This is a genomic window from Maribacter sp. (assembly GCA_020629415.1).
Lineage (GTDB): Bacteria > Bacteroidota > Bacteroidia > Flavobacteriales > Flavobacteriaceae > Maribacter > Maribacter huludaoensis.
The window spans coordinates 14,166-36,827 of sequence record JAHDDL010000036.1 but is presented as its reverse complement, the minus strand read 5'-3'; the positions used below and the strand labels follow the sequence as shown (position 1 = coordinate 36,827).

The window sequence follows — 22,662 nt, the reverse complement described above, 5'->3', positions numbered from 1 at the left end:
AGCAAAATGGTAAAGCTTTATTGTCCTGTTATATATCTAAAGAACTGGTTGCCTCCAAAGGATTAAATGCCGGGACAATTGTTCGTGAGCTTGGTAAGTATATTCAAGGTGGTGGTGGTGGTCAACCTTTCTTTGCCACTGCAGGCGGTAAAAATCCTGGTGGTATAGCAGATGCTTTGGCGCAGGCTGAAAGTTATTTGGGGTAAGTTGTAAAGCATATAAAATACAATAATCATGGTTAAATGTGGTTTTATATCAACCAATTAAACATATAACCATGAAGAATTATTTTTTATTATTATTAGCATTCGTAAGTTTTTCAGGATTTTCACAAGTCTCATTTGGCGCTCGGCATGTCGGTAAACCGTCAGATTTAAAACCTAAAGCATTAGAGGAATTTAAAGCATCGACAACCATTTTTGTCTTGTCAGATGTTATTGACGCCGACCAATACGCTAAAATTTTAGAGGAAACTTGGACAGTGACCCCATATAAAATAGTTCCTCAAAGTGAATATGATTTACAAGAGTATTATAACAAGAATTACTCTATAGCAGAACTTGTAGGATTCAAGCGTTCTAAAACTACCAAAATGGGTAGTGTTGTGCATTCATTGCATACCTATATTAATATCGGATTATATGATGCTGAAACCATAGATGAAAAGTTGTCTAAGGTTAAAGCGAAAAAAGAGAAGAAAAGAGAAGAGAAGATTAATGAGATTTTCAGAAATAATAAAAAGCCGATAGCTAAAATTTATCTTTTTCCAACATCAGATTTTGTAAATACCGCCCTTTCTGAAGAAAAGGAAGTTATTGTAGAGAAAATGTATACTGAAAATGTTTTCTTTAATTATTCAACAGGATTTTTAAAAAATTACTTTCAACAAACAAATGACCTTATAGCTAAAGGTGAAACATATTGGATGTATGAGAAAGATTATGATGCAAAAAAGATTGCAAGTTTGACCACTTCTAAATTATATGTGCCAAACTATATCACTCAAAGAACAAATGCTTTTACCGCAGAAATTTCTGATGGTGAGGATAAAGAAGTTGAGAAGCTTTTTAGTAAATATGATTATGACTATGAGTTTATTTCTACCGAAGATTTAGATAAGGCAATTGAAGAAAATAAAGAATTCTATTATATGCGTTATGCCAGAGCCAATGCAGAAAGATTTATACAGGTAGTAAATTCAAAAACTGGAGAAGTAATTTTTAGAGAATACATTACTGGTCTAGGTTACAATTTAAAAGCGAAAAATTTAGGTTACCTTAGTGATGTAATAGCTAAGTCTGCAAAGAAGTTAGCGAAATAACATGGCTTAAAAATGAAATTTCGTACAAAGATTAAATGTACTGAAGCCCAAAATCAAGTGTTGATTAAAATATTCAATACTTGATTTTGGGTTCTTTTTTTTATCAGTTTAAAGTCGAAATTGTGTATAATAAATGATAAGGAAGGTTGAATTTGAATAGATTCTTTTTTCACTCTTTAGCCATAGAAAATTTAATTATAAAGACAGTTTAAGAAGCTGTATCATGCGATAGTTTTATGAAAAAGTATATCATCTTATTGCTAGTTATTTCGTCTTGTAATCTTTCCGATAAAAAGGAAGATATGGTGAAAGGTGATAAAAAGGTAGAGAAAAAAGTCTTGTCAGGTATAGATTCTATGCATGTTAGGGAGTATATAGAGAAATCTTTTCAAAGTCCTATGCATTCGCTAGAACATCAACAGTATTTAGATTCTGCACTCGCAATTGTGCCAGAAAGCGCTTGGCTTTGGCAACAAAAAGCAATGCCGTTATATAAAGCTAGAAAATACCAGTTAGGCAAACCATTTTTAGATAAAGCTGTTGAGTACGCCCCAGAAAAGTATTTGGATTATAGCGGATTTATGAGATGTATTTTCTCAAAAGATTATATAAAATCGATTTCTGAATTTATGAGAGCCAAAAAAGAGTTTGGCGATGGTTATGTTATGGATCATACCTATAATTTTTACATTGGTCTAGATTATCTTCAGTTAAATAAATTCTCTAAAGCAAAAGAGTTTTTGCTATTAAGTAAAGAACAGCAGTTCAAAGATTTTCCTAATGATCCTCCGCAAGAATCCTGTCATTATTTAGATTGGTATTATTTAGGTATTGCAGACTTTGAATTAGGTAATTATAATGAGGCGATTGCTTCATTCGATATGTCATTAATGGTGTATGAAAATTTTGCCGAGGCACTTTATTTTAAGGGTAGAAGTATGACCAAGTTAGGAAATGAAGAAGGAGGGGAATGGGAGAAGAAAGCGTTTGAAAACGCAGATAATACTATAAATGAGGATAATGTAATTTATGAGATTTATCCGTATCAATTGTTTCATAAGCTAAACGAGAGTGTGCGACCTAAATGAATCTGTTAACCAAAATACCATTAACGAAATCTAAAAATACGATTGACTATTCAAGTCAGTTGTTGCTTTTGGGTTCCTGTTTTTCTGAGAATATTGGAGCAAAATTAGAATACTATAAATTTCAGGGATTACAGAATCCGTTTGGGATATTGTTTCATCCTTTGGCAATTGAAAGGATAATTGAAAAGTCGGTCAATCAAGAATTATTTACTGAAGAAGATGTGTTTAACGAGAATGAACAATGGCATAGTTTTGATGCGCATTCTAGTTTAAGTAATCCGTCCAAGGAACAAATTATTACAGATTTAAATAATGCAATAAGTAGAACTTCAACGCAAGTAAATACAGCTAGTCATATCATTATCACTTTAGGTACCGCTTGGGTGTACCGCAAGATTTCTAGCAATAAAGTAGTAGCAAATTGCCATAAAGTACCGCAGTCTAATTTTACTAAAGAGCTGTTAAGCGTTGAAGAGGTAGTTGAGAGTTTAAAACGAGTTATCACTTTTGTGCAATCTGTAAATCCTACAGTACAATTTATATTTACGGTATCGCCTGTTAGGCACTTAAAGGACGGATTCCTGGAGAATCAAAGAAGTAAAGCGCATCTCATTGCCGCCATTCATCAGGTTTTGAATGAGGATAGGGTATCTTATTTTCCTAGTTATGAATTAATGATGGATGAGTTGCGTGATTATCGTTTTTATGCCAAAGATATGATTCATCCTAATGAGACGGCAATAGAGTATATCTGGAAGAAGTTTAGATTAGTTTGGATTAAAGATAGTATGGACGATTACATGAAAAAAGTTGATGAAATACAACGTGGATTGCAACATCGACCTTTTAATCCGAATAGTGAAGCACATCAAAAATTTTTAACATCGTTACGTAGAAAGATTACGTATATACAGAAAGAGTATCCATTTATGGATTTCAAAATTTCAAAGGCATGAAAAAATTTATTGCAGGCGTTCTAATTACTTTAGCAATTGTATTGGTGGTTCGTTCCTGCAATGATGGTAAGGAAGATAAATCTATTCTTAAAGAAAACTCCATGCTCATTCAACAAGAAATTACCAACGTTTCCAAGTTGGTGGTAACTGAGGGGCATTTTTCTGAGGTGTATAATTACAAAGATTCTAAAGAGCTTTTTGGTCCATTATTAAGGGCAGAAAAAAAGGCATTGGTGGTGGTAAATGCAGATGTTACCGTCGCTTATGATTTAAGTAAGATTGACTTTGAGGTTGATGAACCAACCAAAACGGTAAAAATCAAAAGCATACCAGAAGCAGAAATTAATCTGAATCCAGATTTTGAATACTACGACGTCACCGCAGATTATTTGAACCAGTTTGATGCTACCGATTATAATAAAATAAAGAAAACGGTAAATGCATCATTAATGAAAAAAGTGCAAGCTTCTGCATTATTGGGCAATGCGGAGAATAGACTAATTAGTGAGCTGCAGAAATTTTATATTCTTACCAATTCTATGGGTTGGCAATTAACCTACCAAGATCAGACCATTGGATCATTAGAGGCACTGCAAGAAATTAAGCCAGGGATTTTACCGTAGCTAATGCTAATCCGTCATCAATTAATTGCCCAAGTTTCGGTTGGTCAAGTTTAATGTTTTCCAAGTGCTGTTCTATATTTTTTGCTAATTTGTCATCATTACTTTTTACGGCCAGTTCATAAATTTCTACTGGCAATAACCAATCTGTTGGGTATTTTTCCTGTATTTCCTGAAAAATCTTTGTTCTAGAAACAATGGTGTTTTTTCCCTCTCTAAAATCCCTGATTGTCTTATAATAAGATTCTAGTTCATTTAAACTTTCTTCATCTTTGTTAACACTACTAGGGCTTAGGGAATGATCTAAAAGGTCAAAACTATGCAAATCTGCGGGACCATGGTAGGCGGAAACTATGTCTTCACCAATTGCAATATTGTACAATTCATCGTTAGATTCAAAAAGGGTAGTTCCATTATGGGTTACCTTACAATTTTCAAAAGTAATTAAGATAATTCTACCTTGAAGATTACGTGTGCCGGTAACTATTTTACCGGTAACATTAATTCCACCAATAAAATCTAACGAAACAATTTCACCTTCATAAATCTTATATGCTTTAAGGTCGCGCGGACTCATATCCTCAATAGGTATATTAATGCCTTTAAGTCGTCCTATTGGTGATCCAAAACCGGTTTCATGCTGATTGATATCTTGACCTACCAACTCTTTTTCCCGGTATGCCAAAGCAGATTTACCCTTCGTTTGAAAGTATATAGGTTTGCCTTCATGAGAAATCAATGATTCAAAATTACCGGATACTTGTAACCCAGTACTTAGTTCAATTGTTCCTAGTTCTTTTGAGTCTATAAGTTTCTGTAAACCTGAAAGTCCGCCCTTTCGTAAAGCCATTGTATTTGCAAAGTCTTCAAGAACCTGACTCAAAAAAGCAAAATCTGGAGTAACAAAAAGTTGTGGTTGAGGTTTGGTGATATCAAAAGAGGTTCTTGCCGCTTCAATGGAATAAGGCAGTTTTTTTACATTATCTGTCATGCACCACTGGCTTTCACCAATAGAGGATAAAAGTCCCGCTCCGTAAATCTTTGGGTCCTCTAAAGGTCCTATAAGTCCGTATTCCACGGTCCACCAGTGCAAGTTTCTAATAAGCGCCATTTCGCTGGGTTCGCCCATATTGTCCTGAAGAAATTCAATATGCTTTTCAGACTTTTGAATTTCTTCTATTGGTGTGCCTTTAGCTTCTTTGATAATGGATAGATGGCGTACAGCTTCGTATAGTTCAAAATCTTTAGCACTAGATATAGCTTTACAGCCAATTTCACCAAATCGCCTTAAATATGCAGCATATTCAGGGTTGGCAATAATAGGCGCATGGCCCGCTCCTTCATGAATGATATCTGGGGCAGGGGTATAGGCAATATTCTCTAATTGGCGAATATCAGAGGCTATAACTAAAACATTATAGGCTTGGAACTCCATAAAAGCGGCGGGCGGAATAAAGCCATCTACAGCAACGGCGGCCCAGCCTAAATCTTTTAAAATACGGTTCATGCCATACATGTTTGGGATGTTGTCTATAGAGATGCCTGTTTTACGTAAGCCTTCCGTATATGATTTATGGGCAACTTGGCTAAGGTAGTCTACATTTTTGCGCATCACATATCTCCAAACAGCTTGGTTTATAGGGGTGTAGTCTTCATAGTTTTGAGGTTTAATGTATTGCCTTAAATGTGATGGAAGTTTATCCAAAATAGGATTGCTTTCATATGTAGAAGTAATTTCGCCCATAATTATACTTTTAAAGCCTATATTATTTCTATTAAATATAGGATTATAGGACTAATTATATGTTAAATTTGATTTAATTAGGAAATAAGACTTTAAATAGATAATTTAAAAGTAATTATTACTTTATAGTGTTCTCGGTAGGCTATTAATCAGGAAAATATTTTGATGGAAAAATTAGATTTTATAGATAGGGAGATATTAAAGATTTTGCAGAAAGATGCAAAAATTGGTACCAAGGCAATTGCAGAGCAACTCGGAATGACAAAAACACCAGTATATGAACGTATTAAACGTCTTGAGCATGATGGGTTTATAAAGAACTATGTAGCTATTTTGGATAAGGACAAAATTGAGGATAGCATAACGGTTTTTAGCTTTGTTTCTTTAGAGGCTCAAAAAGGCGCAATGATGGATGATTTTTTTGAGCAGGTAAAAAAGTATCCTGAAGTGGTAGAATGCTTTGTAGTGGGTGGCGAGTTTGATTTTCTCCTTAAAGTTGTAGTAGCCAACCTTGATGCTTATTATAATTTCGCAAAATTTAAGATAGCTTCTTTACCAAGTATTGGTGGTGTTAAGAGCGCTTTTGTTTTAAATGAGGTAAAGAACGATACGCATTTTTCATTATTGTAAATAAAAAAGGCTTGCAGATGATTTCATCTGCAAGCCTTAATTTTATAAACAGTGTTTATTATTTCATTGCAACCGCATTAGGTGGGTATTGCTCTAGAATTTGAGATACAAATTCTCTAATTCGTTCTTCTTTTTTGGCAATATTCTTGGTATTGGATAGTGTTCCCACACCTTTACCTTGCCATACCAGTTCGTTTGTATTGTTATCTATTAGGTCAATATAAAGAGAACCCTGTGTGCTGGCACTTACGCTAGTACCGCCCCAGCCAAAACCAGGACCCCAAGCCCATGGGTTGTAACCCCATCCCCAGGCACCGCCCCAACCGTAGTTGTTATTATAAACATCAACGCGTTCTTGCTCTTTGGTAAAAATACTGACCAATAAATCTGGCTTTTCGGATTTTACGAAACCTCTTGAGCTCATTTCGGTTTCAATAGCGCGTAGAATTCGTTTTTTGTCCAAGTCGGATATTTGAGCTTTGTCTATTCCGGTTTTATAAAATGCATATGTTTTATAATCATTGAAATCAGCTTTCTGGTCATAATCTGAAAGTACGCTTACAGATGAACAGGAAGTAATAAAAACTAAAAGAAGTAGCGGCAAGCCAAGTAGTTTAATGTTTTTCATAATGTCATATATTTTAAGTACTAATTTTTTCTGTAATAAACATTCACAAATATCATGCCGTGCTATGTTAAATTTTATTGAGTATTGGTTTTTGGATCATATCCATATGGGCAGTGTCTACAGCCACTTTCACAGCAATACCCACGTTTTAGATGAAACTGTTCAGTAAAAACTCTAAATCCGTTTTCAGACCAGTAAAAGTCACCTTCTTCTATAGGTATTATTTCTTTCATTTTGCAAAGTCATTAGATAGTATAAAGTTACTTCTTTCTGTTGATAACCTAATGACATGACTTCCAGAAGATAGCCAATGAAGCCGTTTAGCCCTGTTTTGACCATTAATCGGTTTTGTTGGCAACAAAAACCGGTAATTTTCTTACCGTGTGTTTTTGGCGTTATATTTGTAATAATAGTATCAAAATATATCTATGATATTGGTTTTTAGACATTTCTTCTATAAAAATTATGTGGGTCTTTCGCTATGGCCTTTCATATTTTTAAAAAATGGAAGTTTAAAAAATGATGATGTACTCATAAATCATGAGAAAATTCATCTGCGCCAGCAACGAGAACTATTGATTCTTCCTTTTTATATTTTATATCTGACGGAATGGACAATTCGTGCCATTTGTTATTTGGATACCTACAAGGCTTATCAAAATCTAAGTTTTGAGCGTGAAGCCTATATTCATGAAAATGATATGGATTATCTATCAAATCGAAAAATATTTAGCTTTATTAAATATCTTTGGCGATAAATTCGTCCTAGTTGCAAAGTATCAATCAGCTTATTGAACATCCCTTATTGGTCGAAAAGCAAGTTACCCTTGTTCTTAAACGTGAAGATCTGTTGCATCCGTTTATTTCTGGTAACAAATACAGAAAACTCAAATATAATTTATGGGCTGCCAAGGCAGAAAATCAGCATACCATACTAACCTTTGGCGGTGCATATTCTAACCATATAGCCGCTACTGCTTATGCGGCAAAAGAAAAGGGGTTTAAAGCAATAGGTGTAATACGTGGCGAGGAACTTGAAAATTCTTGGCAAACGAATAATACGTTAAAGAAGGCTTATGATGATGGTATGCGGTTTAAGTTTATAAGTAGAAGTGATTATCGTGAAAAGGAATCTGCAGAATTTATTGAAGCCTTACGAAAAGAATATGGAAATTTTTATCTAGTACCAGAGGGTGGCACAAATAGTTTGGCAATAAAAGGGTGCGAAGAAATTATTACCAAAGAAGATAAGGAATTTGATGTTGTATGCAGCAGTGTGGGTACGGGAGGTACGGTGGCCGGGTTGATTAAGTCGTCTTTCGTACATCAAAAAGTATTTGGTTTTTCAGCTTTAAAAGGTGATTTTTTAAGGAATGAGATTGAACAATTGGTAGATAATGAACGTTGGCAATTGGTAACAAACTATCATTTTGGCGGCTATGCAAAAACATCAAAAGAGTTAATTGAATTCATTAATCTATTTAAAGACATCACTTCAATTTCTCTTGACCCTATTTATACGGGAAAAATGATTTTTGGGTTGTTCGATATGATTAAGCATGATACTTTTGCGGTAGGAACCAAAATTATGGCAATACATACCGGTGGTTTACAAGGTATTGCTGGCATGAATAGTGTACTGAAAAAGAAAAATTTACCTTTGTTGAATATATGAAAAAGATAATTTTGTTGGTTTTGTTAATTGGAATAGGGGTGTCATCTTGTAAATCCAAGAAAAGATATTCAGACCAATTACGTACCAAAAACGTACTTAACGAACGTAGAAAATCAAAAGCGGATATTTCTAAAAAGGAAGAAAATGCAAATCTACCTGCAGAACCATCTAAATTTGTACGGTTTAACATAGATTCTCCATCAGAATACATAAGTACATTTGCAGAGACTGCACAAATTGAAATGATGGGCTACGGCATACCGGCTAGTATTACCTTGGCACAAGGACTTTTGGAAAGTGGTAACGGAAAAGGTGAGTTGGCCATGAAAACCAACAATCATTTTGGTATAAAATGCCATAAAGGCTGGGAAGGTGACTACGACTTTCATGATGATGATGCAAAAGGGGAGTGTTTTAGAAAATATAACCATCCTATGTACTCATTTAGGGATCATAGTATTTTCTTGACTACACGATCTAGATATGCATTTCTATTTAATTTAAGACCTACAGATTATAAGGGTTGGGCCAGAGGCTTAAGAAAAGCAGGCTACGCTACAGATCCCAAATATCCGCAAAAACTGATTTATTTAATAGAAAAGTATGATTTGCACAAGTATGACAAACCAACCAAAAAAGTAGATTACCAAACTACAACTGTAGCCACTAGCGGTGCAAGCAATATACATACGGTACAAAAAGGAGATACCCTGTATTCATTGTCAAGAAAGTACTATATGAGTGTAGATGAACTAATGAAGTTGAATAATTTACGAAGTTCAGACTTATCTATTGGGCAACCAATTAAGGTCAAATAACAAATAAATCCTGAAAGAGAATGATTTACCAAAGAAGTAGCGCCCTGTTTGCAGAGGCGAAAAAATATATACCTGGTGGCGTAAATTCACCTGTAAGAGCATTTAAAGCAGTTGGTGGAGATCCAATTTTTGTGAAAAGAGCCAAAGGAGCATATCTGTATGACGAGGATGGTAATAAGCTAATTGATTATATAGCATCTTGGGGTCCTTTAATATTGGGTCATGCCCATGAACCGGTAATCAATGCAGTGGTTGAAAAAGCACAGAACGGTACTTCGTTTGGTATGCCTACGGAAATTGAGACAGAGCTGGCGAAATTGGCTATTTCCATGGTGCCCAACATGGATAAGATCAGGTTCGTGAACAGTGGAACAGAAGCTTGTATGAGTGCCGTGCGTTTGGCAAGAGGATTTACGGGTAAAGATAAAATCATAAAATTTGCAGGATGCTACCATGGTCATTCAGATTCGTTTTTAATTCAAGCAGGTAGTGGTGCCGTTACTTTTGGCAGTCCTAATAGTCCGGGTGTAACTCAAGGAACGGCAAAAGATACGTTGTTGGCGGATTATAATGATTTGGCCGGGGTGAAAGAATTGGTGCAAGCCAATAAAGGTGAGTTGGCAGCCATTATTATTGAGCCAATTGCCGGTAATATGGGTTGTATTGTACCTACCGAGGCATTTATGAAGGGTCTTCGTGAGCTATGTACGCAAGAAGGTATTCTATTGATTTTTGATGAGGTAATGACCGGATTTCGTTTGGCGAAAGGCGGAGCCCAGGAAGTATTGAACATTAAAGCCGATATAGTTACTTATGGTAAAGTTATCGGTGGCGGTTTACCGGTAGGTGCCTTTGCTGCAAGAACGGAAATTATGGATTTTCTTGCCCCTGATGGTCCTGTTTATCAAGCAGGAACTTTAAGTGGAAACCCGTTGGCTATGAGTGCAGGTTTGGCCATGTTGACCGAATTGAACAATAATCCAGAAGTATTTGAGAGCCTTGCCAAAAAAGCGGAATATTTACATAAAGGCATAGCCGAAGTGTTGACCGGGAAAAAGATAGCACATCAAATTAACCGTTACGGTAGTATGATATCGGTACATTTTACAGATGAGCCCGTTGTTGATTTTGCTTCTTCTGCAAAAGGTAACAATGAAACTTTCAAGAAATATTTTCATGGTATGTTGGAAAGAGGTGTTTATTTACCGCCAAGTGCTTTTGAAAGTTACTTTTTAAACGATGCATTAAGCTATGAAGATTTAGATGCAACTATAAATGCGTTGAAAGAAATAGATTTATAGGGTACGTATATTATATGTCATATATAAAAAGAGCCCTCACATGAGGGCTCTTTTTGTTTGAGTTAGTTATAATATTATTTAAAATTATACTGAATACCTAGTTGAACAGCATTTGAGAAAAACTTATCAATTGTAAAGTAGGAGTAGTTTAGATTAATAGTGGTAAAGTTTTTAATTCTGTATGACAATTCACCTTCATAACGCTGAAAGCTGTCTTCATCTTGCTCGGCAAAAAGAGAAAAATCACTCTTCAAGTTAAAATCAGAATCATCATTACCAAGTTTAAATTGTAGTCCACCACCGGCAAAAAGTCTATCTTTTGTCAACCAATAAGGGAAACCGTTTCTTCTATCTTCAGAACCTACACCGTATGCGCCTTCCACCAAAGGTCCAAGTTTAAATTTATCCAAGTTCAGAAGATTATATTCTACACGTGTACCACCAATAGCGTAATATTGACTGTCGGTATAATAATCTGCAGTAATATAAAACTCATGATTTAGGTTGGATGAATAATCAAATTCTTGTGTTGCTTTCACTTGTATGTCATAAATACCTAGATCATAACCAGGTCCTGTAGTAACGGGGTGCAGCTTTGCTGCTAAAGAAGATGTATTGTTTTCGCCTTTAAAATCTATACCAGCATTAAAATGGAAGAAAACTTTATTGAAGTTGTCCATCTCAATTCTAGCTCCTATGTAAAACGGTCTTTTTTGATTAGAATCTTTTTTGTAAACATATTCAATGCCTAGTAAATCTCTGCCAATATCATTAGGTACAATAGTATCTTTTAAGACAGAATATGCGGTACCTTGCACAATGGAGAATCGGTGAAAATCTAACATTTTATTATAAAAACCAAAGTGAAATGAGTTGTTCAATAAGGTTGGTTTAAATTCATCTACTACAGCCGAAGAGGTAAGCCCAATAGAATGTCCTTTCTTTTTTCGTGATTCAATTTCAGATTTATTTACAATTGCGTCGTCCATTAACGATTTAAATTTGCTTACATACAAAGCTTGTTTATCTTCAGATGTTGATTTTACTTCATTGTTGAATGCAATTTTAAAGTCGGGGTCAATTTTAGACGGTGGTATTTTCATAGCAATTTCGCCGGCACCATTTACATCGCCCTTTAATAAAAGTAGCTTTACCATGTGGTTCATGGTATTATAATCTCTAGGGTTATTGTCAATATGTTTTGCGTATACTTTGGTTAAATACCTGCCATTGGCAAATTCCAAATTCCAGTCTAACAATTTTGCTACGGGTACCGTATTTGTACAGGTGCTCCAATCTAAAGCTTTTTGGTATTGGGTGTAGTCTGCGAATAAAAATGCGATGTTTTTAGATAATCTTATGAGGTCAGGTCTACATATTTCAATATCCCTTAATTCTTCAACTGCCTTGTCTTGGTCGTTTACCATTAGATAGCGTATATAATACTCGAAATCCGTAAACTTTTTGCTTTCTATAGTTCTGGTTTTTTCTTTCCATTCTTTAACGATTTCTGGAGAGATATTACCACATTTTTGCCACTGCTCTGCTCTTTCAAAATTAAGTTTATCTGCATATATTTGGCTTATAGACGTAGCTAAATCTTTGTTGGTAATACTACAAGGCTCTATGTCATCTAGCTTTTTTATTAGGTCTTCGTCATTAGATTTTACTAAAAATTCATAATAGTTCAATTTATTTTCTACAGTTGGTTCTATAGTATATAATACCTCTAATACTTGTTCTATGATTTCCGTGTTGTCTTCAGTGTTGAAATTTTCATAATAATCTTTTAGAATGGTTACATTGTTTTGTCCCCATTCCATTTGCCTTTCCATCCACATTTTTTTAACTTCAGATGAAGGGTAATTACTTACCGTACTAATGTCTCTAGAAAAATCAGCGTAAGAACTAGAAGGGTTCTTTAGATAAAGATCGTTTAATTGAGACCAAAGTTCGTCGGTCTTTCCTTGTTCTTCCATTCCCTCTGCATAGCTTATTATCTGTTGCGAATTAATAAATTTATTGTTCTTGAATAATTTCTCCATAAGGTTTGTGGCCTCCGCTGTTTTTTCCTCAACAATCAATCTATCTATTTTTTGTTTCAACGGCACCAAGGTTTGCTTACTCTTATTATAGGATTTGTAATCGCTATTTGTATTTGTAATCAATGATGAAGTAGTACCTATTAGCGTTCTAATTTCAGGTCTAATATCGGGTACGCTTAAATTTGGAGACTTAGTTTGAATACTGTATAGAAAACCGTTAAGAAATGGTATCGAAGAAAATTCTGCTTCATCAAATGAAAGCGCTTCATGCACCTTTACATTGTTACGCTCCTCAACGTACATTAACCAATAAGATTCTTTTTTCTCATCAGAATTCAAAGAGCTGGAGACTTCATAGCGTCCTTCATAACTTAGGTGTCTAATACTTTGATAGCGCCAAGCCATTGCTGCCTCTGTTGACTGTTTAGCAGTCAAAAATTTCATGTACGGGTGTCTTTTTTTGTAATCTACAATATGTTTTTTTAGTTCACCGATCGCATTTGTTGTACTGCCTATATTAAGTATGTCACCAGTATTCACTGCATGTGACCAAATACCCGTGTATAGATAGGTAGATTCTATTGCCCATAGTTCTTTCTGGGATATGGTGTAACCACTACTTAAACGAGGGTAGTCAAAAAATCTATTGTTCAATGGGTCTGGATCAAATTCTCTGTTACCGCCTTCATATACGTCACCTAAAAATGATGTGTGTAGAAAGTTTAGGCTAGGAAATCCTTTTTTTAGCGCTATAAGCCCCAAACTATCTATTTGATCGTCTGGCGCGACGTATGAGCTAGGTAGGTTTTTAGAAATATGATTTTCCCATTTTTCTCTAGATGCTTTTGTGTTGTCCAAAATAAGGTCGGTATCTTTCCATAATTTTTTAGAAAGTGGTAGGTCGTTGTAACCGCGAAAACCAAGCTCGTGGCCTCTATTGGTAAATTCGTTGGTAAGCCACTTACTAGTGCCATTTTCATTTTTACCTTCTAATAAGGTGGTTTGGTCCCAGCTTTTAAAATTAGCGTCTCCTGTATTTTTTTCATTTGCGTTGAAAGTTACATAGGCCGAGTACTTGATATCTTCCTCTTGGGCAAGTGCTTTCATTTTTGGCCACCAATCAGCTTTTAACATCTCAGATTTGCTTATGCCATTTTGTATGTTGATAGCTTTTCCGTTATCATCATACATTGCGGAGGGAAAATCATCAAGAAATAGTGTTCCAATATTTGCAATAGGATAGGGAATACCTTCTAGTCCCAATAGACTGGCGGAAAATAAAAGACCTCTCATTTCCTTCTTAAGAATTTGAGATGAGTTGTAAAGTATTACCTTTCCGTTACCTATTTTATTCTCAATTAATACCGGATAGTCTTTATTGTCATTTGCAGCTACTAAGACATTTATGTTGCTAGAAAAGTTAGAACTGTCAAATCCAAGATGAACCGTTTTATTATCAAAACCGCGCCCTTGCATTCCTGGAAAAAGAGGTTTGTTAAAAAAAAGACCGGAAGCCTCTTTATTGGTACTCCAATCTGCATCGGGTGTCATTCCATAAAAATAGGACATGCGTTCATCTTCAGCAGCTTTGGTAACTAATAGCGTACCACCTTTAGAAACAAACTTTAAAAGGCTATCTATTGCAATAGTACTTAGGCCTGTAGTTTCATGTACGGTCACCACTCTTGTAGTTGGTGCAATATTAAGTTTCTCGTTAAATTGGTTTATCCACAAAGTTTTGTGTGCAATTTTAGAATAGTCAAAAGCCTTTGCTAAATTTTCGGTTTCAACAATGGCGCTGTAATTGGTAGGCTCTATTAAAAATTGGACAAGAGGTTCTTCTGTACTCTTTTCAGGAATGTTAAACTTGTTGTTAGACTTGTATAGTTCTTGTTGACAACCGGTCAAAAGACTAAAGGCTATAAGTAATGATAAATAACCTATTTTTTTTGTTATCATGGCTTAGTATCTTGAAATTCAAAATAGGGACCGTTGGTTAAAATTAAATTGATCTCTAATTTGGACTATCTAAGTACTTTAATTACTGTACCACAATAAAATTTATTGGTTAAGTATGCGAATTCATCCATGAATGAATCATTTGAGTGCTTAATGCTGCTTTTTAGTACGATTGTCCTATAAATATGGTATCGTTTAAAAGTAAAAAAGACCTGCTGAATGCAAGTCTTTTTTTAGAATATTAAATTGATTGTTTATTGTTTAGAAGAACGTTTTGCTCTTTTGTCTCCATGATCTTTTCTTTTGCCGCGCATTTTTTTTCTGCTGTCCATCTTTACCCATTTCTCATATTGATCAGTACTAAGAATAGATTTCATTTGCTCTTTTCGTGCAATTTGATGGTCTAATCGCTCATTTTGCATAGCGTATTTTTCATCTGCTGTCAAAACTTTTTTACCATCTTCCTTATTGGCTTTTCGCTCTTCCATTTTAGCTTTCCTGGCAGTAGCGTCTTCGGTAAGCATGGTTTTGATTTTTGCTTGTTGTGATTCGTTCAAATCTAATGCCAAGGTCATTTTTTTGGTTTGTAAAGTGGCAACTTGTACAGGAGTTAAATCCTTCATGTCGCCTCTTTTACCTTTCATATTATGATCTTGTGCAGTTGCCGATATTCCTGCCATTACTAAAATGGCCATTACTATTTTTTTCATGTTTATTAATTTATGTATTTGTTTCTTTGACATGAATTTTTCTAATTGGTTTAAACGGTTACCTCATTTTAGTAAAAGTTTAACGGCGTTTTAAAAGGCTAAAAATAAAAAAGCGCGGCTGTAGGTAGCCACGCTTTTAAGTAGGTAAATGTTTTTAAAATTTAATTTGTTGTTCTGCCCTCCATAGTTTTATATGGGTTGATAACGATATCAGCTTCTTGATCATAAGTGTTCGTTACAATTTCTTCTTGTGTATTGTCATTTATATTTTGATGATAAACAACAGATGCACAGATAAAACAAGCTAAGTAAATAAGACTTTTTAATTTGTTGGTCATGATTTGGGGGTTTTAAATTCATTGCTAATCTAAAAAAGAATAACGCATGAAAAAGCCCATTGTTGTGTAATGGGCTTTTTTTGATGTCTAGAATATTTAAAATGTGGTTATCACATTTCATTCATCGATGATATTGGTTGTTCATCGATATTGGTTCAAAAAGTGTATTTCAACGACTTTTTATTTAGGGTCTAAAATGACGTTAATACGCTCAGAAACATCGTCATAATGATATTTTGTCATCAAGTCAGAGGTTCTGTTACGTGCGTTTCTAATATCGCGCTTTAAAATGTTCAATTCGGCTCTAGCAATGGTTCTAATATCAGATTGACTGGTGTTGACAACTGTTGATTTTCTGTAGCCACCAAAATCCGAAGCCTTGGCTTGATTTTCTGCAGTCAACAAATATGCTAAACGGTCAATATGGGCTTTTTGTAAGTTTCTTCTATAGGTGTCTACCGTTTTTCCACTTCTTGTTTCGGACCAAATTCCTTTTCTTAATTCGCTCATCATTTGGGCAAGGGAATAAGCTTCGGACTTATCCATTGTTTCATTTTCTATCAACCTTGCCATTTTGCCTAAGCTTAATACATTATTTAATGTACGTACTTGCATAGCCCGCATTTGTTCTAAAAAGCCAGAGTACTCGGTACGCTCCAAAATATCTTGGTCTAACATCCACATTGGCGTGTTAAATAATAGTTCTTGAAGAAAAGCCATGGCTCTTTGCTGGCGTTCTTTAGGTACGGCTGTATACACGGCGCCATCTTGGTCATAGGTTTTGTGGTGCTCATATACGCCCCCAATATTATTGGAAACATGGCCCATATATCTATTGAACTGAGCGAATACTTGCCCATAAAGTTTATCTAGGTCTTCATAGTTCTTACCATCTTCTGCGGTCCATTCTATAAGTTTGGGAACAATTCTTTTTAAATTGGCAATACCGTATTCACTAGCTTTCATGGCATCATCTCCCAAATCTTCGGTCTGTGAACTTGGGTCAACTATATCACCTACTTGTTGATGGCCAAAACGGTAAAGAGGGTTACCTGCATGTTTTAAAATCCACTGGTCCAAAATAGCTTTTTCCTCTTCGGCTGTAGTGTTTAAAATTGGTTTGTATCCCCATTGAATGGCATATTTGTCATATACCCCAATATCTGGCATTAAGGCAACACCTTCATCACCAGGTTGCGCAATGTAGTTAAAACGGGCATAATCCATTATTGATGGTGCCGTCCCATATTTTTTTGTGAACGTTTTAGAACGAAGGGAGTCTACAGGGTATGCAACACTACTGCCCATATTATGTGGAAGCCCAAGCGTGTGACCAACTTCATGTGATGATACAAATCTAATTAAGCGACCCATGACTTCATCATCAAAAGATACACCTCTGGCAGCAGGATTGATAGCTGCTGTTTGTACAAAATACCAGTTTCTCAATAAGGTCATTACATTATGGTACCAGTTAATATCAGATTCTAATATTTCACCACTGCGGGGATCGCTAACATGCGGACCATTGGCATTTGGTATAGGTGATGCTAAATAACGTACCACTGAATAACGCACATCTTCAGGAGACCATTCTGGATCTTCCGCAACTGTAGGTGGTTCTTTTGCAATAATGGCGTTCTTAAAACCTGCAGCTTCAAAAGCGGTTTGCCAATCTTCAATACCTTGCTTAATAAAAGGTACCCATTTTCTAGGTGTAGCTCTATCTACATAGTATACAATTTGCTTTTTTGGTTCAACTAGTTCGCCATTTTTGAATTTCTCTATATCCTCATCTTTAACCTCTAAGCGCCATCTATCTAAAAACTTGATCGTTTTGCTCTCTTGAGCATCTAGACCATAATCTACTTGGCCACGTGCAAACCAACCTACACGCTCATCAAAATATCTGCGTTTCATAGGTTCTTCAGGTAATAGTACCATAGAGTTATTGATTTCCACAGAAATTGAACCTAAGGTAGAATTACTTGGAGGGTTGCTCGCCAAATACGTTTTCACATGGCGTACTTCAACATTTAATGGGTAACTCTTAATAGATTCTATATACCCTCTGCCCTCATCTAAACGAGATACTTTATATCTTTTGCGATACCTATCTGGCATACCAAAAGCTTTGGTGTCCTTCGTAAAAATATCGTTTACTTCGATTACGGTTGTAGGGTTGAGCGAGTCTTTCTGAATAGCTTTAATATCGAAAGAGAATAAAACCGGTTCAAAGTTTGAATTTACAACGGCTTCATGTACCGGTAAAGAATCTGCGGCAACAACATCATGGGATACTACGCGAAGTAATACTTTTTTATCTTTCTTTTCCCAGCGAAGTACTTGGGTGTTTATTTTTCCACCACCAAAACCAATGCCCGATGCAGTTTTGGAAATACGACTTACCATCAGCATTTCTTTATTGAATAGGGAATCTGGAATTTCAAAATAGTGATTTTCATCTACTACGTGGGTAGTAAATAGACCTGAATCACTTTTGGCATCTTTTGTTATAACCTTGTTATAAGGTTGAATTTTATCTTTAGAAGGCTTGTTAGCTTCTTGTTCCGTGTTTTTCTTTTTCTTTTTGAAAATTTGGGCGTCAGCATTCTGGTAGCCAAAAACACACAGTAATAGTAATAATTTTACAAGTAATTTTCTTTTCATTTGTGAGTTAGTTAGGTAATCTTCCAAAGATTGAAATAATATCTGTAACAAATAGTTAATAATTTCTTAAGCCTATTTGTAACAATCATAATCAATAGGCGTCTTTTAAATAGGAATAAACATTTTTTCATTCTGAATTAGTCGATTATAAAGCCTTTGCAATATGCAAGGGCTTTATTTTTATAATAAATTCTTATTAAAATAAAAGAGGTAGAAAAAATTGAAATAAGAGGATCAGTAAGAGAACCGCTATAAGATTAAGAATTATTCCGGCGCGTGCCATTTCATGTACCTTAATATACCCGCTAGCGAAAACTATGGCATTTGGTGGCGTGGCCATTGGTAGCATGAAAGCACAGCTACTTGCAATAGTGATGGGAATAAGTAGATAAGTTATGGGCAGACCCAGCCCTATGGCTATTCCCGCAACAACAGGAGCTAATACTGCAACAAGAGCAACATTGCTCATTAATTCTGTCATAAATAGCATTAGAACGATCAATAAAGAAGCCGTAAGCAATATACTTAGGTTACTTTCTGCAATAACTTGGGCAACCAAATCTACAATACCCGAAACGGACATGCCATTTGCCAGTGATAGACCACCGCCAAATAGTATTAAAATTCCCCAAGCCAGTTTTTGGGTGTCTTTCCATTCTAAAATAAAATCTCCTTTTTTTAGATTATACGGCAGTGTAAATAACGCTATAGCGGCAAAAATACTGATAAGGGTATCCGATAGACCTAAATTGGGGAAAATGGAATTGATCAATGTTCTGAACACCCACAAAAATATTGTGACTCCAAAAATGGATAAGACCATTTTTTCCTTCCCAGAAGTAGGACCTAATTTATCCAGTTCCTCATGAATAATGGTTTTTGAAGCCTTGAATTTTAAACCCCGAGTAGGGAAAAAGACTTTTACGAGAACAAAGTAACAAATGGAAATCATGATAAGGGAAAAGGGTAGTCCTATAGTCATCCATTTTAAAAATGATATTTCTATTTGATATTGGTTTTCAAGCAATCCTATTAAGACAGAATTTGGAGGGGTGCCAATAACCGTTGCAATACCACCCGCATTGGCAGAGAAGGCAATGCCGAGCATTACACTTTAGGCAAAATTGCGATCTCTTGCAGTGAATCCGTCTTCATCTTCGATCAATAGATTGATGACCGACATGGCGATCGGTAACATAACTACGGTGCTTGCAGTATTGCTGATCCACATGCTCAGTACGGCAGTAGCGATCATAAAACCTAATACCACCTTATTGGCAGAGGTACCGGTAAGTTTAATGATAGTGAGTGCTATTCTTTTATGCAGATTTACCTTCTCTAACGCCAGTGCCATTACAAAGCCGCCAAAGAATAAAAAAACTATGGGGCTACCGTAGTTTGCTCCAACTTCGCCAACTGGCATAATTTTTAAAATTGGAAAGAGCAATAGGGGTAATAGTGCGGTTACGGAAATAGAAACCGCTTCTGTTACCCACCATATAACCATCCATAGTGCAACGGCTATGACGGCGTCCGCACTATCTGAAATCAATACACTTGGTAAAAAAATGATTATAAAAAATAGTATAGGACCTATAAACAGACCTATTTTACTGCTTAAATTCATGCTGGTTGGTTTTGCCAGCTTCTAAACTACTATTTTTTATTTTTACGGTAAATGGCTATTTTAATATTTCAACAAAAAGAACATCGTCTTCCTTATAGATTTTTGCCAGTTGCTGTTTTGTAATCCCTTTAATGCCTTTGTCCCATGCTTTGTTACTTAGATCCGCTTTGTTTTTAAGCGCGTCTAATTGCATTTTCTTTTCTGATTTAAGGATATCAAAAATAACCTTTTCATTATCGGATAATTGAAGAGGTTTCTTTTCTGGTCTCATTTGCGGGAAGAACAATACTTCTTGTATAGATGCATTGTTGGTCATCAACATAACCAAACGATCTATACCTATACCAATACCAGAAGTAGGTGGCATACCGTATTCCAATGCCCTAAGGAAATCTTGGTCAATGAACATAGCTTCGTCATCACCTTTTTCGGACAACTTCAGTTGATCTTCAAAACGCTCCCTTTGGTCAATTGGGTCATTAAGCTCAGAATAAGCATTTGCCAACTCTTTACCATTCACCATTAGCTCAAAACGTTCTGTCAAAGCAGGGTTGTCTCTATGCTCTTTGGTCAACGGGCTCATTTCCTTTGGGTAATCTGTAATAAACGTTGGTTGCACGTAATGGTGCTCACATTTTTCACCAAAAATCTCATCGATCAGTTTGCCCACACCCATAGTTTCGTCAACCTCTAGACCTAATTTTTTAGCCGTTTCACGTAGTTCTTCTTCTGGCATACCGGCAACATCAATACCTGTGTGTATTTTTATAGCCTCTAAAATAGGTACTCTTGCGTACGGAGCTTTGAATTCAATTTCGTGTTTGCCTACGGTTACCTTAGTAGTCCCATTGGCATCCATCGCAATTTTCTCCAATAATTTTTCAGTGGTATCCATCATCCAATTGTAGTCTTTGTAGGCTACATACAGTTCCATTACCGTAAATTCCGGATTATGGGTGCGATCCATACCTTCGTTTCTAAAATCCTTTGAAAATTCATAAACACCATCGAACCCACCAACGATCAATCTCTTTAGGTAAAGTTCATTGGCAATACGTAAGTACAAAGGAATGTTCAGCGCATTATGGTGCGTTAAAAAAGGGCGTGCCGTAGCACCACCTGGTATTGGTTGCAAAATTGGTGTTTCAACCTCTAAATAACCTTTGTCGTTATAGAACTCACGAATACTATTGGTGATCTTGGTTCTTTTAATGAATGTTTCTTTGACCTTTGGGTTCACCACCAAATCTACATAACGTTGACGGTAGCGTAATTCTGGGTCATTGAACTCATCATAGACCTTGCCTTCTGCATCTTTTTTTGGTAATGGTAAAGGTCTAAGCGATTTGCTCAACATGGTAAATTTCTTGACCATAATGGTTTTTTCGCCTACTTGGGTAGTAAATAGGTCACCCTCAATACCGATAATATCACCAATATCCAATAATTTTTTATAGACATCATTGTATAAAGACTTATCATCACCTGTACAGATTTCATCTCTATTGAAATAAACTTGAATACGACCGGAACTATCTTGTAGCTCGGCAAAAGAAGCTTTACCTTGAATTCTACGAGACATGAGTCTACCGGCAACAATAACCTGTTTACCTTCCTCATAATTAGATTTAATGCTTGCCGATGTAGCATTTACAGGGTATAAAGCAGCTGGATAAGGATTGATACCCAATGCTCTTAATTTTTCCAATTTTTCTCTTCTGATAAGCTCTTGCTCCGATAATTGCATGCCGTCGTTTATTTAGCTGGCAAATATAATCGATATGTCTTAATCTTTCAATCTAGAACGCACTAAAGGATAGAGTCTTTCAACAAATTTTTCATATGCAAGGGCAGAAGGGTGTAAACCATCATTTGCTACCAATTCAGGTTCGTTTAAACCTTTTCTGGTAATATCGGTAATATTTAGAAACGTAACTCCTTTGGATTTTGAGGTAGATTTGGCAAAATCATTATACCTGTCAAGTTCCCTTGAGATTTGGTCATCACCGTTACTTTGGCCATAAGGCGTATAAAAGTAATCTGGAATTGAAAGCACGACTACTTTGTTAGAATCATTACCCGCAAGACTAATGGCTTTATCAATTAATCTTACAAATTCTGTCTCATATTGAGAAAATGGTCTAGATTGAAATTGATTGTTTACACCAATAAGTAGCGTGACTAAATTATACTCGGCAGATGCTCTACCACCAATTGATGCCAATAATTGATCGGTTCTCCAGCCGGTTTGTGCAATAACAGTAGTATTGACCTTATAGTTTTTATTTTCTTCAATAGTAGAACTCAATTGTTTTGGGAAGCTTTCTTCAAACGCAACGCTTTCTCCAACGGTATAACTATCGCCAAGAGCCAAATAGTTTATGGTTTCTTGGTTGTTTAGATTTTCTGAAATAGGTGCGGATCTAATATCTTCGGTTTGGCTGCATGACTGCAGCGTAGTGAATAGAAAAAAGACTAAAGACAATTTTTGTAGCATGTAAAATATTTTCATGGTTACTTAACATATGAATA

Annotated in this window: 19 protein-coding genes and 1 pseudogene; 10 read left to right on the top strand and 10 right to left on the bottom strand. The window is 35.6% G+C overall.

The features are described from left to right. The 5 genes from QZ657_RS13675 to QZ657_RS13655 form a co-directional block, all read left to right on the top strand. Positions 1 to 206: DHHA1 domain-containing protein (locus tag QZ657_RS13675; protein ID WP_291967586.1), on the top strand; the 206-nt coding region annotated here is incomplete at its 5' end. 71 nt (positions 207 to 277) lie between these two features. Further along, positions 278 to 1,321: a hypothetical protein gene (locus QZ657_RS13670; protein WP_291967584.1), complete on the top strand. Its 1,044-nt coding sequence runs from the start codon at positions 278 to 280 to the stop codon at positions 1,319 to 1,321. 236 nt (positions 1,322 to 1,557) lie between these two features. Beyond that, the gene (locus QZ657_RS13665) at positions 1,558 to 2,409 is read left to right on the top strand and encodes a tetratricopeptide repeat protein (RefSeq protein ID WP_291967582.1); all 852 of its coding nucleotides are present in this window, start codon (positions 1,558 to 1,560) and stop codon (positions 2,407 to 2,409) included. Then, positions 2,406 to 3,365 (top strand): GSCFA domain-containing protein, encoded by a 960-nt coding sequence (locus tag QZ657_RS13660; protein WP_291967580.1) that lies wholly within the window; start codon positions 2,406 to 2,408, stop codon positions 3,363 to 3,365. Before QZ657_RS13665 ends, QZ657_RS13660 begins: the two co-directional genes overlap by 4 nt. Then, complete coding sequence (locus tag QZ657_RS13655) at positions 3,362 to 3,988, top strand: DUF4230 domain-containing protein (protein ID WP_291967578.1); 627 nt, start codon at positions 3,362 to 3,364, stop codon at positions 3,986 to 3,988. Before QZ657_RS13660 ends, QZ657_RS13655 begins: the two co-directional genes overlap by 4 nt. On the opposite strand, the gene QZ657_RS13650 is transcribed toward QZ657_RS13655, so the two are convergent. Beyond that, complete coding sequence (locus QZ657_RS13650) at positions 3,966 to 5,729, bottom strand: aromatic amino acid hydroxylase (RefSeq protein WP_291967576.1); 1,764 nt, start codon at positions 5,727 to 5,729, stop codon at positions 3,966 to 3,968. The two genes, QZ657_RS13655 and QZ657_RS13650, sit on opposite strands and share 23 nt — an antisense overlap. 165 nt (positions 5,730 to 5,894) lie before the next feature. Here QZ657_RS13650 and QZ657_RS13645 point away from each other — a divergent pair, with 165 nt between their 5' ends. Next, positions 5,895 to 6,359 (top strand): Lrp/AsnC family transcriptional regulator, encoded by a 465-nt coding sequence (locus QZ657_RS13645; RefSeq protein ID WP_291967574.1) that lies wholly within the window; start codon positions 5,895 to 5,897, stop codon positions 6,357 to 6,359. A 58-nt stretch (positions 6,360 to 6,417) separates the two neighbouring features. On the opposite strand, the gene QZ657_RS13640 is transcribed toward QZ657_RS13645, so the two are convergent. Both QZ657_RS13640 and QZ657_RS13635 read right to left on the bottom strand, forming a co-directional pair. Then, complete coding sequence (locus QZ657_RS13640) at positions 6,418 to 6,987, bottom strand: DUF4136 domain-containing protein (RefSeq protein WP_291967572.1); 570 nt, start codon at positions 6,985 to 6,987, stop codon at positions 6,418 to 6,420. 74 nt (positions 6,988 to 7,061) lie between these two features. Continuing rightward, positions 7,062 to 7,220, bottom strand: coding sequence for a DUF5522 domain-containing protein (locus QZ657_RS13635; protein WP_276471219.1), 159 nt, complete (start codon positions 7,218 to 7,220; stop codon positions 7,062 to 7,064). Between the two features lie 195 nt (positions 7,221 to 7,415). On the opposite strand from QZ657_RS13635, the gene QZ657_RS13630 reads away from it, so the two are divergent. The 4 genes from QZ657_RS13630 to hemL are packed head-to-tail and all read left to right on the top strand — an operon-like array spanning position 7,416 to position 10,781. Continuing rightward, complete coding sequence (locus tag QZ657_RS13630) at positions 7,416 to 7,745, top strand: hypothetical protein (protein WP_276471220.1); 330 nt, start codon at positions 7,416 to 7,418, stop codon at positions 7,743 to 7,745. Positions 7,746 to 7,756: 11 nt separating this feature from the next. Next, positions 7,757 to 8,662 carry a 1-aminocyclopropane-1-carboxylate deaminase/D-cysteine desulfhydrase gene (locus QZ657_RS13625; protein WP_291967570.1) on the top strand — a complete coding sequence of 302 codons (906 nt, stop codon included), beginning with the start codon at positions 7,757 to 7,759 and terminating at the stop codon, positions 8,660 to 8,662. After that, positions 8,659 to 9,480 carry a glucosaminidase domain-containing protein gene (locus tag QZ657_RS13620; RefSeq protein ID WP_291967568.1) on the top strand — a complete coding sequence of 274 codons (822 nt, stop codon included), beginning with the start codon at positions 8,659 to 8,661 and terminating at the stop codon, positions 9,478 to 9,480. The genes QZ657_RS13625 and QZ657_RS13620 overlap by 4 nt, the downstream gene beginning before the upstream one ends. Before the next feature lie 20 nt (positions 9,481 to 9,500). Continuing rightward, entirely contained in the window at positions 9,501 to 10,781 is a 1,281-nt protein-coding gene (gene hemL, locus QZ657_RS13615) for a glutamate-1-semialdehyde 2,1-aminomutase (RefSeq protein ID WP_291967566.1), read from the top strand. Between the two features lie 74 nt (positions 10,782 to 10,855). Here hemL and QZ657_RS13610 read toward each other — a convergent pair whose 3' ends face one another. The 7 genes and pseudogenes from QZ657_RS13610 to QZ657_RS13580 all read right to left on the bottom strand — a co-directional run bounded on the left by QZ657_RS13610 (position 10,856) and on the right by QZ657_RS13580 (position 22,627). After that, on the bottom strand, positions 10,856 to 14,785 hold the full coding sequence (locus QZ657_RS13610) for a DUF2194 domain-containing protein (protein ID WP_291967564.1): 3,930 nt from the start codon (positions 14,783 to 14,785) through the stop codon (positions 10,856 to 10,858). A gap of 254 nt (positions 14,786 to 15,039) precedes the next feature. Next, the gene (locus QZ657_RS13605; RefSeq protein WP_291961643.1) at positions 15,040 to 15,495 is read right to left on the bottom strand and encodes a hypothetical protein; all 456 of its coding nucleotides are present in this window, start codon (positions 15,493 to 15,495) and stop codon (positions 15,040 to 15,042) included. 161 nt (positions 15,496 to 15,656) lie between these two features. Beyond that, complete coding sequence (locus tag QZ657_RS13600; protein ID WP_276471226.1) at positions 15,657 to 15,833, bottom strand: hypothetical protein; 177 nt, start codon at positions 15,831 to 15,833, stop codon at positions 15,657 to 15,659. Between the two features lie 180 nt (positions 15,834 to 16,013). Beyond that, positions 16,014 to 18,503: a zinc-dependent metalloprotease gene (locus QZ657_RS13595; protein WP_291967562.1), complete on the bottom strand. Its 2,490-nt coding sequence runs from the start codon at positions 18,501 to 18,503 to the stop codon at positions 16,014 to 16,016. Positions 18,504 to 18,699: 196 nt separating this feature from the next. Continuing rightward, positions 18,700 to 20,130: pseudogene (locus tag QZ657_RS13590) on the bottom strand (SLC13 family permease). Positions 20,131 to 20,185: 55 nt separating this feature from the next. Continuing rightward, positions 20,186 to 21,877: a lysine--tRNA ligase gene (lysS, locus tag QZ657_RS13585; protein ID WP_058105239.1), complete on the bottom strand. Its 1,692-nt coding sequence runs from the start codon at positions 21,875 to 21,877 to the stop codon at positions 20,186 to 20,188. A gap of 39 nt (positions 21,878 to 21,916) precedes the next feature. Beyond that, positions 21,917 to 22,627 (bottom strand): SGNH/GDSL hydrolase family protein, encoded by a 711-nt coding sequence (locus tag QZ657_RS13580; RefSeq protein WP_291967560.1) that lies wholly within the window; start codon positions 22,625 to 22,627, stop codon positions 21,917 to 21,919. Positions 22,628 to 22,662 lie beyond the last annotated feature (35 nt).

Coding starts and splice junctions, on each gene's coding strand:
- QZ657_RS13670 (WP_291967584.1), top strand. CDS start 278: ATGAAGAATTATTTTTTATTATTATTAGCATTCGTAAGTTTTTCAGGA.
- QZ657_RS13595 (WP_291967562.1), bottom strand. CDS start 18,503: ATGAAAAGAAAATTACTTGTAAAATTATTACTATTACTGTGTGTTTTT.
- QZ657_RS13650 (WP_291967576.1), bottom strand. CDS start 5,729: ATGGGCGAAATTACTTCTACATATGAAAGCAATCCTATTTTGGATAAA.
- QZ657_RS13665 (WP_291967582.1), top strand. CDS start 1,558: ATGAAAAAGTATATCATCTTATTGCTAGTTATTTCGTCTTGTAATCTT.
- QZ657_RS13635 (WP_276471219.1), bottom strand. CDS start 7,220: ATGAAAGAAATAATACCTATAGAAGAAGGTGACTTTTACTGGTCTGAA.
- QZ657_RS13645 (WP_291967574.1), top strand. CDS start 5,895: ATGGAAAAATTAGATTTTATAGATAGGGAGATATTAAAGATTTTGCAG.
- QZ657_RS13605 (WP_291961643.1), bottom strand. CDS start 15,495: ATGAAAAAAATAGTAATGGCCATTTTAGTAATGGCAGGAATATCGGCA.
- QZ657_RS13660 (WP_291967580.1), top strand. CDS start 2,406: ATGAATCTGTTAACCAAAATACCATTAACGAAATCTAAAAATACGATT.
- QZ657_RS13640 (WP_291967572.1), bottom strand. CDS start 6,987: ATGAAAAACATTAAACTACTTGGCTTGCCGCTACTTCTTTTAGTTTTT.
- QZ657_RS13610 (WP_291967564.1), bottom strand. CDS start 14,785: ATGATAACAAAAAAAATAGGTTATTTATCATTACTTATAGCCTTTAGT.
- QZ657_RS13600 (WP_276471226.1), bottom strand. CDS start 15,833: ATGACCAACAAATTAAAAAGTCTTATTTACTTAGCTTGTTTTATCTGT.
- QZ657_RS13580 (WP_291967560.1), bottom strand. CDS start 22,627: ATGCTACAAAAATTGTCTTTAGTCTTTTTTCTATTCACTACGCTGCAG.
- QZ657_RS13655 (WP_291967578.1), top strand. CDS start 3,362: ATGAAAAAATTTATTGCAGGCGTTCTAATTACTTTAGCAATTGTATTG.
- lysS (WP_058105239.1), bottom strand. CDS start 21,877: ATGCAATTATCGGAGCAAGAGCTTATCAGAAGAGAAAAATTGGAAAAA.
- hemL (WP_291967566.1), top strand. CDS start 9,501: ATGATTTACCAAAGAAGTAGCGCCCTGTTTGCAGAGGCGAAAAAATAT.
- QZ657_RS13630 (WP_276471220.1), top strand. CDS start 7,416: ATGATATTGGTTTTTAGACATTTCTTCTATAAAAATTATGTGGGTCTT.
- QZ657_RS13620 (WP_291967568.1), top strand. CDS start 8,659: ATGAAAAAGATAATTTTGTTGGTTTTGTTAATTGGAATAGGGGTGTCA.